Origin of the sequence: Methylobacterium sp. 13MFTsu3.1M2 (genome assembly GCF_900112625.1) — a bacterium.
Classification (GTDB): Bacteria; Pseudomonadota; Alphaproteobacteria; order Rhizobiales; family Beijerinckiaceae; genus Methylobacterium.
Window position 1 is genome coordinate 1 of record NZ_FOMM01000053.1, and the last position, 10,055, is coordinate 10,055.

Annotated in this window: 13 protein-coding genes and 1 pseudogene; 7 read left to right on the top strand and 7 right to left on the bottom strand. The window is 64.9% G+C overall.

Going from position 1 to position 10,055, the window contains the following annotated elements; genetic code table 11:
* Positions 1 to 246 (top strand): transposase domain-containing protein (locus BM314_RS29440; protein WP_139237917.1); only part of this gene is annotated, 246 nt, incomplete at its 5' end.
* On the opposite strand, the gene BM314_RS29445 is transcribed toward BM314_RS29440, so the two are convergent.
* Entirely contained in the window at positions 213 to 401 is a 189-nt protein-coding gene (locus tag BM314_RS29445; protein WP_091982069.1) for a DUF6894 family protein, read from the bottom strand. The genes BM314_RS29440 and BM314_RS29445 overlap by 34 nt on opposite strands.
* A 199-nt stretch (positions 402 to 600) precedes the next feature.
* On the opposite strand from BM314_RS29445, the gene BM314_RS29450 reads away from it, so the two are divergent.
* Positions 601 to 867 (top strand): hypothetical protein, encoded by a 267-nt coding sequence (locus tag BM314_RS29450; protein WP_091982072.1) that lies wholly within the window; start codon positions 601 to 603, stop codon positions 865 to 867.
* 442 nt (positions 868 to 1,309) lie between these two features.
* On the opposite strand, the gene BM314_RS29455 is transcribed toward BM314_RS29450, so the two are convergent.
* Together BM314_RS29455 and BM314_RS29460 are read right to left on the bottom strand one after the other, a co-directional pair.
* Positions 1,310 to 1,882, bottom strand: coding sequence for a Ros/MucR family transcriptional regulator (locus BM314_RS29455; protein WP_091982074.1), 573 nt, complete (start codon positions 1,880 to 1,882; stop codon positions 1,310 to 1,312).
* Positions 1,883 to 2,142: 260 nt separating this feature from the next.
* A protein-coding gene (locus BM314_RS29460) for an IS3 family transposase (protein WP_091982077.1) occupies positions 2,143 to 3,311 on the bottom strand; the annotation gives its coding sequence in 2 pieces (ribosomal slippage) (positions 2,143 to 3,044 and positions 3,044 to 3,311; 1,170 coding nt in all).
* Between the two features lie 211 nt (positions 3,312 to 3,522).
* Between BM314_RS29460 and BM314_RS30800 the strand changes: the two genes are divergently transcribed.
* Positions 3,523 to 3,684 carry a hypothetical protein gene (locus tag BM314_RS30800; protein WP_170868214.1) on the top strand — a complete coding sequence of 54 codons (162 nt, stop codon included), beginning with the start codon at positions 3,523 to 3,525 and terminating at the stop codon, positions 3,682 to 3,684.
* A 111-nt stretch (positions 3,685 to 3,795) separates the two neighbouring features.
* Here the strand turns inward: BM314_RS30800 and BM314_RS30395 are convergent, their stop codons facing one another.
* The 3 genes from BM314_RS30395 to BM314_RS30400 all read right to left on the bottom strand — a co-directional run bounded on the left by BM314_RS30395 (position 3,796) and on the right by BM314_RS30400 (position 5,173).
* Entirely contained in the window at positions 3,796 to 4,062 is a 267-nt protein-coding gene (locus BM314_RS30395; protein ID WP_139237918.1) for a hypothetical protein, read from the bottom strand.
* 277 nt (positions 4,063 to 4,339) lie between these two features.
* The gene (locus BM314_RS29470) at positions 4,340 to 4,543 is read right to left on the bottom strand and encodes a hypothetical protein (RefSeq protein WP_091982081.1); all 204 of its coding nucleotides are present in this window, start codon (positions 4,541 to 4,543) and stop codon (positions 4,340 to 4,342) included.
* Between the two features lie 123 nt (positions 4,544 to 4,666).
* Positions 4,667 to 5,173 (bottom strand): hypothetical protein, encoded by a 507-nt coding sequence (locus BM314_RS30400; RefSeq protein WP_139237919.1) that lies wholly within the window; start codon positions 5,171 to 5,173, stop codon positions 4,667 to 4,669.
* A 297-nt stretch (positions 5,174 to 5,470) separates the two neighbouring features.
* Here BM314_RS30400 and BM314_RS29475 point away from each other — a divergent pair, with 297 nt between their 5' ends.
* Positions 5,471 to 5,674: a hypothetical protein gene (locus BM314_RS29475; protein WP_139237920.1), complete on the top strand. Its 204-nt coding sequence runs from the start codon at positions 5,471 to 5,473 to the stop codon at positions 5,672 to 5,674.
* Between the two features lie 361 nt (positions 5,675 to 6,035).
* Positions 6,036 to 7,206 (top strand): annotated as a pseudogene (locus tag BM314_RS29480) (IS3 family transposase); the annotation flags it as partial.
* A 144-nt stretch (positions 7,207 to 7,350) separates the two neighbouring features.
* Here the strand turns inward: BM314_RS29480 and BM314_RS29485 are convergent.
* Positions 7,351 to 7,608 carry a hypothetical protein gene (locus BM314_RS29485; RefSeq protein ID WP_244540093.1) on the bottom strand — a complete coding sequence of 86 codons (258 nt, stop codon included), beginning with the start codon at positions 7,606 to 7,608 and terminating at the stop codon, positions 7,351 to 7,353.
* Positions 7,609 to 7,670: 62 nt separating this feature from the next.
* On the opposite strand from BM314_RS29485, the gene istA reads away from it, so the two are divergent.
* Both istA and istB read left to right on the top strand, forming a co-directional pair.
* Entirely contained in the window at positions 7,671 to 9,170 is a 1,500-nt protein-coding gene (istA, locus tag BM314_RS29490; protein ID WP_091981776.1) for an IS21 family transposase, read from the top strand.
* On the top strand, positions 9,167 to 9,901 hold the full coding sequence (gene istB / locus BM314_RS29495; protein ID WP_280142576.1) for an IS21-like element helper ATPase IstB: 735 nt from the start codon (positions 9,167 to 9,169) through the stop codon (positions 9,899 to 9,901). The genes istA and istB overlap by 4 nt, the downstream gene beginning before the upstream one ends.
* Positions 9,902 to 10,055: the final 154 nt, after the last annotated feature.

Below are 10,055 nucleotides of genomic sequence, written 5' to 3' on the forward strand. Positions count from 1 at the left end.
GTCGAGCGGGCGATCCGGCCGTTGGCCCTGACGCGGAAGAACGCGCTGTTTGCCGGCTCGGACGGTGGGGCCGGGCATTGGGCTGTCGTCGCCTCGCTGGTCGAGACCTGCAAGCTGAATGGGGTCGAGCCGCAGGCCTACCTGACCGACGTCATCACCCGCATCGTCGCCGGACATCCGCAGAGCAATATCGACGACCTGCTGCCTTGGGCCTACGCCCCGCAGCCCCTCAGGGCCGTGGCCTGAGAACGACGCTTACCGTCGACCGCGTCTTCGTCGTGGAGGATCGCCGTCAGCGTCTTCTGAAGGATGGTGCGTAGTGCTTCGCGACCGGACAGCTCGACACCCTCCTCGTCCTGAACCTCATGACCGTTCGCCGTGCTGATGAAGTAGCGTGACATTCACGCCTCCGGAATCAGGGCCCCTGTGCCGCAAACACCAGGCAGCGATGACGGTTCAGTGAGCCGATACGCAAACCGGTTCCAGTTTTAGGATGGACGCCGCCGGTCGAAGGGCCGCGCTGAGTGCGCACCAGTAGCCATACCGCGCCGAAACTTATGCGGTAGAATGCACTCCTGTCGGCGACATGAGGCGGACCGGATGGACGACGAGGACCGCGACTTCGAGCATTCCGAGCTGTCTGGCTCCTTCAGCCGCGATGGCGAGATCGTCGACGTCGAGATCTACCGCTACGCCGACACACGGGATCCTTGGCAGCTGGTCGTGATCGACCTGTCGTCTGGCGGCTGCACCGCTTGGCAGGAAACCTTCGCGACGGACCAGGAGGCCTACGATGCCTTCATCACGGCGGTCGAAGCGGATGGAATGACGATGTTTGCGGGTCGGAAGCCGACGACGCAGCACTGAGCACAGCATTGCACGAAAAAGCCCGCCGCGGCGTTAGGCCGGGCGGGCTGAAGGTTGTGCGTCTCCGTCAAGCTGAAGGGGGAGCCGCAGTTGCGACTATATCAGCGACGCGAGCACAGAAAAGCCCGCCACGATTACAGATCGGGCGGGCTCTCCGCTTCGGATCAAGGTGTCAACGCGGGATCCGAAGCTGATAACGACGCCGCAACATCCGGGCCAGCACGAAAAAGCCCCGCGCGGCGGTGCCAGCGGGGCTGAAGGTGATGAGTCTCGAGAGGAGACGGTAACGGCCAAAGCTTGACCGTCATCATTCATTTGATGGGTACCGGGCGCGAAAAAACCGCCGCGGCCGGAGCCGGGCGGTTCGAAGTGGTCTCTTCGTGATGCTCGGTAGACCCGCGGGAGGCGGCGCGGTTCCCCACCGCTCCCGCGCTTGGCAGCCTCACTCCGCTGCGGCAGCTGCCTGCTTGGTCTTGCGAGCGCGGACAGGTTTCTCGGCCGGCGCAGCCGCAGGCTTTGCCACCTTCTTCCGCCCACGGGGCTTCGGCGCCTCTGCAACCGTCTCGTCGGCGGCAGCAGCCTTCGGGGCTGCGTTCCGGCGCTGCTGGCCCAGGCCCGCGCTCTTTGCGAGCGCGGAGCGCTGGGCTGAGTAGTTGGCCGCCGTGGTTGGGTAGTCCCGCGGCAGGCCGAAGCGCTCGCGGTACTCCTCGAACGTCAGACCGTTGCCGGTGAGGTGCCGCTTGAGCGTCTTGTACGGCTTGCCGTCGATGAAGCTGATCAGCGCGTCCGGCGTGATAGATTTCCGGATCTGCGATGGCGTCACCTTCTCCACCGTAGGCTCGGCGGAAGCAGAGGTCCCATTGAGCCCGGTGATCGCAGCGTGGACTTCGCTCAGCAGAGCCGGGAGGTCAGCCGGCCGCACGGAATTATTCGAGACGTAGGCTGCGACGATGTTGGCAGTCAGATCGATCACACCGGTGTGGTCAGCTACCGAAACTTGGTTGCTATCGTCCATTTGTATCTCCTCAATGTGCAGTCGCAACGAACGATACCGATTTGAGCGTTAGTCAAGAGATATTTGTAATTTCCTCGAAGAATGCGGCGGATAGCAAGCTCTTTCGTAGAATATTTCTGATTTGTATCGCCAGCCGCCCTCCCGTAGGACCAGTCGCCCAGGTCTTCCATGGCGCCGAGCGTCGATATGCCCACGTCCGCTGTCAGGTCGCCGTGACCATCCAGCAGCTCGCTCCTGGCAGCGACTGGACTTGCTTCGGTTTAGTGGAGAGCGGTTTGGTGGGCGATGCCACTCTCGAACTGGATAGGGCTGGTGTAGCCCAGCGCCGAGTGACGGCGGCGGGGATTGTAGAAGCCATCGATGTAACGGGCCAGCGCGCCGATGGCCTCGGCTCGCGTCTGGAACGCGGTGCGCCAGACCAGCTCGCTCTTCAGCGTCTTGAAGAACGTCTCGACCATCGCGTTGTCATAGCAAGTTCCCTTACCGGACATCGAGATCACGATGCCATGTCCTCGTAGTTCTGCCTGATACTCGTTCGAGCAATACTGACTGCCGCGGTCGGAATGATGCAGTAAACCTGACCCCGGCTGCCGGACGACGAGGGCGCGTCGCAGCGCGGTCAGCGCGAGTTCCTTGTGAAGCCGGTCGCCCGCCGCCCAGCCTACGACCCGTCGGGAGTACAGGTCGAGGACCACCGCCAGGTACAGCCAACCCTCACGCGTCCAGATGTAGGAGATGTCGCTTCCCCACTTCCGATCGGGTCCGGCCGCCGTGAAGTCCTGGTCGAGGTGGTTGGGCGCCATCGGGAAGGCGTGGCCGCTGTCCGTGGTGCGCCGGAAGCGCCGCGGCTGGCGGGCCTTGAGCCCGTTCTCCCGCATCAGCCGGGCCACGCGCCGCCGGCCTGCCGCCAGGCCCTGCTCGCGCAGCTCGTGCGTCATGCGCGGGCTGCCATAGGTCTCGTGCGAGAGCGTGAAGGCTGAACGGACATGGGCAAGCAGCACGAGATCCTCGCGCTGCCGCGTCGAGGCCGGGCGGTTCTTCCAGGCGAAATAGCCGCTCGGACTGACGTCGAGGACCTTGCACAGGCGCGCGACCGGGAAGTCCTTCTTCGCCGCGTCGACGAGGTGGAACCTCATCGACTTCCCTCCTTGACGAAAAAAGCCGTGGCCCGCTTCAGGATTTCCCGCTCCTGGCGCAGCACCTCGTTCTCGCGGCGCAGGCGCTTGAGCTCGGCGGCCATATCCTCCTGCCGGTCGGCCGGCGGGTTGTCCATCTCCCGCTCACGCCGACCGTCAATCCAGTTGCGCAGCGTCGAGAGCCCGACGCCGAGATCGGCGGCGACCTCCCGGCGGGACCGCCCGCTCGTCTGCGCTAATCGCACCGCCTCAGCACGCAACTCAGGGGTAAAGGTTTGCTTCCGGTCTGCCATCGGAACCCTCCTCCTTCAGGAAAAGAGCTCTCCACTTTCTCGAGGCAATTCCAGGCCGGCCAAGCTGACGCTGAGCGCCTCCGGCTGGATGCGTCCGAGCAAGCTCCCAGCGATGTCGTCCCCATGAGCAACCGCCTATCTCTCGAGCCGTTGCTTCATATCGAGCCGCAGTCGTCCGTGCCGGGCCCGAGCGTTGAGCTGGGGCTACCTCATGAACGACGACCAGCCCCACAGCGGCACGCCCGGCATCATCGGCGGTCCACCGGCTCCGCCTCGTCTCAAGTCGGTCCGCTACCTGGGCTTGCTGATCGCTCAGTTCTCCATGGCAATCGTCGTGATCGCCATCACATGGGTGATGAGCTGGATGTGGTAGCGGTCCGGAACCTGGGCTCATTGGCATCTTGCCATGGCCTACGCGACACACCTCGATCAGGGTGCGCGATCAGGTCTGCGCCTTTCTCGACGATTGGGATGGCGCTGAAGGCTAGGATCCTTGTGATCCTGCACGGCGCTGCGCCACTTCCTGGGGCTTGATGCCGGTGCGCCTACCTGCGTTCATCACGATGGCTTTTCGGCCATCAACGGTGATGGACCATTCCTCGCGACCGAAGCGATCCTGACTGCCCGTGCGAACCACCAAGCCGTTTCGAGCGAGGCTGGTGAGGGTCCAATCACCCGGCTTGTAGAAGCGATCCCGCTCGCCGAGTAGCCGCAAACGGTTCAGGTAGGTCTCATTCAGTGGGCTTGTCATCCGACCGTCGAGGCAGATCGTGTGCCAGCGCCAACCGCTGCGCACGCAGCTCTGCCATACGCTGTTCCAACGTCATCTTGTCAGCGTCGAGTTCCTACCGGGTCTGCTCTGCCTGCTTCTGGCGAGCTGCATCCCGGGTCGTTGACGACGATAGATGGCCACGGGCATAGGGAGGCAGCTTCGTCATGCAGGGCTCCGGTGCTCGCCTGGTTCGGTTTTACGGAGCCGAAGACGCGGCCTCTCGCCATTCTCGTCGTTGAGATGACGCCGGCGGTAGTCATTTTCCGGCGTCGAAGTACGGGTGACCTGCGTCGGCCAAGGTGCGATCCACGGCCTCGATTGCCAGAAGCACCTTGCTCAGATCATCGGCCATAGAGACTGGCGCTAGCTCGATCCCGCCGATGCGCTTGGCGAGCAGGTCGCGCTGGCGCGCGAGCGATCCGCGGGCCCGATGCATGTCTTCAACTTGGTCGGTGTTCATGGCGCCCACCCTCCCTGATGCGTGCGCCTGCCTACCGCACCTTGCCGTCAGTGTCCTGCAAACATCCAACCTTCTGGGTCTCTTCCAAGAGGCAGCCCTTCGGTAAGGCGAGGGAGCTGAAGGCTAGTCATTTGCCCGCTGCGCCTCACAGGTTATGGACCCTGGATAGATATAGAGGGCGAACCCTGTTGCCTCGACGTTGGCTAGGCGGTCTTTCTCGGCTGAACCAATCAGCGCACTAGTGAATGCACCGATTTGAGAGGCCGGCCAAGATGGCATTAGGGCTGCAACTAGCCCGCGGCATGCCCGATCAAACTTCATGCGTGCCGAAGCATCCTTCAAATCTACGGGCATCCAACGGGTGATGATGATCGTGGCGGCTGTTTGCGAACCATACGCATGAGCTGTGAGAGAAAGCCCGCGGTCCAGTTTCCAGACGCATGTGCCAGGCAAGTGCACCGGCTCACCGCAACTCCCTACTCCCCAATCGATGTGCTCACCAATTCGGGAAGACGCAGCAGTGATGCGAGTGCCGGCTTCTACGGCCGGAAGATTAAGGTTCTGACTCAGAGCCGAGACCGGCGCTCCGGCGATAACGATGGCGAAAGCGGCAGCGAAATGACGAGTCATCGCCTCCTCCGAGTTGCCAGTCACCTTAAGGCGCTAGCCGGTCAGAGCGCGCTTGGTTGCACCTACCTATTTGGTACTGAAACCAAAGCTGTGCCTCTCATTTCAGATAGCCCTTCGCCTTCAGGTGTTCGGTTGGCGACGATGCATACCGGCGGATCAGAGCGGCGCATAGCTATGTCGGCTAGAACCAATCGTTCCTGTCGCTTAGCCCCGCCTCATGAACCTCCCGCCTCCCGCCTCCCGGCGCGACCGGATCGAGTGCTTTGAACCCGTCATCCGCCCATGGCATGTGAGGCCATGACCTACCGTGTTGAATTCCGCAGTGACGGCGCCGTCATCGGTGAGGCTGAGGGACTCGAAGATCGAGCCGCGGCCAAGCGGCTTGCAGAAGCAGAGATAGCCCAACGCGGCGCCGAGATCGCAATCGTGATCGACGTGGATGGGACAGGAATGGAGGTCGCTTCCATAAGGCTGGATGCCATGAAGTGGGACGACAAGTAAGGGCTGGGTCAGGTCGCTTCTCCGGCTACCGGACGAAGCCCGGGCAGACCTGGGGGCCGCCGGTCTGGGAGTTCGCGGCCAAGTGGCGCGGCTGAAGCGGCCATTGCCACAAGAGCTTTGAAGATGGCGGGTCGGGTCCGCACCGAAGGGCGATGGGCGCAAGAACCCGACCTGCCTGCCGCAAGCCGGTTAGGGACGGGCTTTGCGACAGGCCGGTGATCACATCCGCCGGTTACAGCATGATTTAAGTCTGGGGCTCCAACTGACATCAGATCGCGCCCGGCGCCAACGGCAGCCAGTGAACCGCACCCCGTTTTGACCGGACAGGTGGCATAGCTCACGAAGGCATAGGCGTTGGCCTATGGGTAAGGCTATGTCATCCGATCCGACCGCCCCACCGGTGCACGGCGAGATCCTGACCGGCGTTCAGCGTCGACGGCGCTGGTCTACCACCGAGAAGAGCCGCCTCGTCGAGGAGAGCCAGCAGCCCGGCTCGTCCGTGTCGTTCGTCGCCCGCCGCTACGGCATCTCGCCCAGCCTGCTGTTCTCGTGGAAGCGGCGCATGCTGGAGGGCAGCCATCAGGCCGTGCACGCCGACGAGGAGGTCGTCGGCACCAGCCGGGTTCGTGAGCTGGAGCGGCGCGTGCGCGACCTCGAACGTCTGCTCGGGCGCAAGACCATGGAGGTCGAGATCCTGAAGGAGGCGCTCGACCTCGCCCGCACAAAAAAACCGACCTCGCCGCTCAGCTCCTGGGGCGGTTCGACGGGCGGTTAACGGTGAAGGCGGTCGCCGACACGCTCGGCGTGGCCCGCTCCCACCTGGCCGAGCGCCTGAGCCGCCCCGCCCAGCCGCGCGGTCCCTACCGCAAGCCCGAGGATGCGCAGCTGCTGCCGACGATCCGCGCGATCGTCGATGCCCGCCCGAGCTACGGCTATCGCCGCGTCACCGCACTGGTGAACCGGGCACTGCACTCGCGCTGCGAAGCGAGCGTCAATGCCAAGCGGGTGCTGCGCATCCTGCGGGCGAACGGGCTCACCCTCGCGCCGCACACCGCCCGGCGGCCCGGCCGCACCCACGACGGCACCGTGGTGGCGTTACGCTCGAACGTGGAGCGGGTCGCTCGGATCACCTCGAACTGCGCTGCCGGGACGGAGCGGTCGTCCGCGTGCTGTTTGCCATCGACGCGTGCGACCGTGAAATCATCGCCTGGTCGGCGACCACGACGGGCGTCTCGGCCGAGATGGTCTGCAACCTGATGATCGCCTGCTGCGAGCGCTGGTTCGGCGCGACGAAGACCCCGCACCCGGTCGAATGGCTGTCTGACAACGGCTCCGCCTACATCGCCAAGGAGACTGCTCAGACGGCCGCCGCGCTCGGCCTACGGCTGCTGCACACCCCGGTGCGTTCGCCGCAGAGCAACGGCATCGCGGAGGCGTTCGTGAAGACGCTCAAGCGCGACTATGCCCGCTCGGCGATCTTGGCCGACGCCGAGACCGTGATGCGGCTTCTGCCGGCTTGGTTCGAGGACTACTGATAGCGGAACCTGTGTTGCGATTTCCAACACCAAAGTTCCGCATCGTGGCAACCTAGAGTAAAGGAGGGCTGCCAGCGTTTTGGCGGCCCTTTTCTTTTACTGGGTACGGTGAGGCTGCCTCACTCCGCTGGGTTGGGGTCATCAGTCGCCCTTGCGTGCGTAACGGCCCTCCTTTTGGACCTCGAAATACCGGTTCCAAAAGACGCGGACGTCCATCTTCTTCTTCAGCGTGGCGGGGGTGAGGGGCTCCTTGTGCAGGGCTGCGCCGCGGATCGTCACGTCCCTCAATTCGGGTAGGATCTCGGACGGTGTCAGAGGTCCCCGCTCCGCAAGGATGTCGGCGATCTCTGTGTTTAAGCGTGGAATAAGGACCCCGTTTTTGGGGTGATCGGCGTCCAAACGGGACCCCAGGACAACTCATCCAGACTGCCTCTCGTGTTCGAACGGGAGGAGCGCGGGGGATGTTTGTCGTGGAGACGATCGCCAAGATCCGCCGCGCCTTTTTCGTGCAGCAGAAGCCGATCAAGCAGATTTGCCGGGAGCTGAAGGTCTCCCGTAAGGTCGTGCGGAAGGTGATCCGCTCTGAGGCGACCGCCTTCCGCTACACCCGCACCAGTCAGCCCGCGCCCAAACTCGGGCCATGGCGGGAGGCACTCGACGGGATGCTTCTGGCCAACGCCGGCAAGGCTCCCCGCGAGCGGCTGACCCTGATCCGTGTCTTCGAGGCGCTGCGCGGGCTCGGCTACGAGGGCGGCTACGACGCGGTGCGCCGCTACGCCAAGGGGTGGAGGCGCACGCGCACCGCCGTGACGGCCCCCGCCTTCGTGCCGCTCGTCTTCGCCCCGGGTGAGGCCTACCAGTTCGATTGGAGCCACGAGATCGTGCTGATCGGCGGCACGACCACGACGGTCAAGGTCGCCCACGTCCGGCTCTGCCACTCGCGCATGTTGTTCGTGCGGGCCTACCCGCGCGAGAGCCAGGAGATGGTGTTCGACGCCCACGACCGGGCGTTCGCTTTCTTCCGCGGCACCTGCCAGCGCGGCATCTACGACAACATGAAGACCGCGGTGGAGACGATCTTCGTCGGGCGCGAGCGCGCCTACAATCGCCGCTTCCTGCAGATGTGCTCGCACTACCTCGTCGAGCCGGTGGCCTGCACCCCGGCCTCGGGCTGGGAGAAGGGCCAGGTCGAGAACCAGGTCGGGCTGGTGCGCGAGCGGCTGTTCACCCCGCGCGTCCGGGTGAAGAGCTACGACGAGCTGAACGCCCTGCTGCTCGATGGGGTGATCGCCTACGCCAAGGCCCACCCGCATCCCGAGCAGTCGGATATGACCGTGTGGCAGGCCTTCGAGGCCGAGCGAGCGGCGCTGGTACCCTATGCCGGTCGCTTCGACGGCTTCCACGCCGTCACCGCCTCGGTGTCCTCGACCTGCCTCGTGCGCTTCGACAACAACCGCTACTCGGTGGCCGCCTCGGCCATCGGCCGTCCGGCTGAGGTGCGAGCCTATGCCGAGCGCGTCGAGATCCGGCAGGACGGCCGCATCGTCGCCGAGCACGCCCGCGTCTTCGGCCGCAACCAGACGGTGTTCGATCCCTGGCACTACGTCCCCGTGCTGGCCCGCAAGCCCGGCGCGCTGCGCAACGGCGCACCGTTCAAGGACTGGGTCCTGCCCGCCGCCCTCGACCGGGTCCGGCGCAAGCTCGCCGGCTCTGCCGACGGTGACCGGCAGATGGTCGAGATCCTGACCGCCGTGCTCGGCGATGGCCTGCCCGCGGTGGAGGCCGCCTGCGCCGAGGCGCTGCGCGAGGGCGTGCACTCGGCCGACGTCATCCTCAACATCCTGGCTCGCCAGCGCGAGCCCATCGCACCGGTGACCCTCCTGACGCCCGAGGGTCTGCGGCTCCGCCATGAGCCCGTCGCCGACTGCGCCCGCTACGACAGCCTGAGGAGAGCCCCATGATGGAACGTCAGCACATCCTCGCCACCATGGGCGAGTTGAAGTTGTTCGGGATGAAGGCTGCCTACGACGAGATCATCAAGGTTGCGGTGAAGCGAACCCACGAGCCGCAGCAGATCGTCGGCGACCTGCTTCAGGCCGAGATCAGCGAGAAGCAGGCGCGCTCGATCCGCTACCAGATGACGATCGCCAAGCTGCCCCTGGCCAAGGACATCGCCGAGTTCGCCTTCGATGGCACTCCGATCAACGAGATCCTGGTGCGCGACCTCGCTGGCGGCGAGTTCCTGGCCCATCAGCGCAACGTCGTGCTGGTCGGCGGCACCGGCACGGGCAAGACCCATCTCGCCATCGCGATCGCCCGGGCCTGCATCCGAGACGGGGCACGAGCCCGGTTCTACAACGTGGTCGACCTCGTCAATCGGCTCGAAGCCGAGGCGCGTGCCGGCCGGCAGGGCCGCATCGCGGACCATCTCGCCAGGCTCGACCTCGTGGTGCTGGACGAGCTCGGCTATCTGCCGTTCGCGCAGTCGGGCGGGCAGCTGCTGTTCCACCTGATCAGCCGTCTCTACGAGACCACCTCGATCGTGGTCTCCACCAACCTCGCCTTCGGTGAGTGGCCGAGCGTGTTTGCCGGCGACGCCAAGATGACCACGGCGTTGCTCGACCGGCTCACACATCACTGCGAGATCGTCGAGACCGGCAACGAGAGCTGGCGCTTCAAGAACCGCGCCTGAGGTCGGCTCGTACCCCGCGCCTCCAGGATCCCTGCTCAGCCCGGCTGCGCTACCCCGACCCGCTCCGCCGGGCTGACCAGGGGCGTCACGCCACGCTCACGATGGGGTCCCGATTGGAAGCCGATCCGGGGTCCCGTTCCAATGCCGTTTGACA

What these genes read in the sequence shown, in the direction of transcription:
- BM314_RS29445 (WP_091982069.1), bottom strand. Translation starts at nt 401, where the DNA reads ATGTCACGCTACTTCATCAGCACGGCGAACGGTCATGAGGTTCAGGAC.
- BM314_RS29450 (WP_091982072.1), top strand. Translation starts at nt 601, where the DNA reads ATGGACGACGAGGACCGCGACTTCGAGCATTCCGAGCTGTCTGGCTCC.
- BM314_RS29455 (WP_091982074.1), bottom strand. Translation starts at nt 1,882, where the DNA reads ATGGACGATAGCAACCAAGTTTCGGTAGCTGACCACACCGGTGTGATC.
- BM314_RS30800 (WP_170868214.1), top strand. Translation starts at nt 3,523, where the DNA reads ATGAACGACGACCAGCCCCACAGCGGCACGCCCGGCATCATCGGCGGT.
- BM314_RS30395 (WP_139237918.1), bottom strand. Translation starts at nt 4,062, where the DNA reads ATGACAAGCCCACTGAATGAGACCTACCTGAACCGTTTGCGGCTACTC.
- BM314_RS29470 (WP_091982081.1), bottom strand. Translation starts at nt 4,543, where the DNA reads ATGAACACCGACCAAGTTGAAGACATGCATCGGGCCCGCGGATCGCTC.
- BM314_RS30400 (WP_139237919.1), bottom strand. Translation starts at nt 5,173, where the DNA reads ATGACTCGTCATTTCGCTGCCGCTTTCGCCATCGTTATCGCCGGAGCG.
- BM314_RS29475 (WP_139237920.1), top strand. Translation starts at nt 5,471, where the DNA reads ATGACCTACCGTGTTGAATTCCGCAGTGACGGCGCCGTCATCGGTGAG.
- istA (WP_091981776.1), top strand. Translation starts at nt 7,671, where the DNA reads ATGTTTGTCGTGGAGACGATCGCCAAGATCCGCCGCGCCTTTTTCGTG.
- istB (WP_280142576.1), top strand. Translation starts at nt 9,167, where the DNA reads ATGATGGAACGTCAGCACATCCTCGCCACCATGGGCGAGTTGAAGTTG.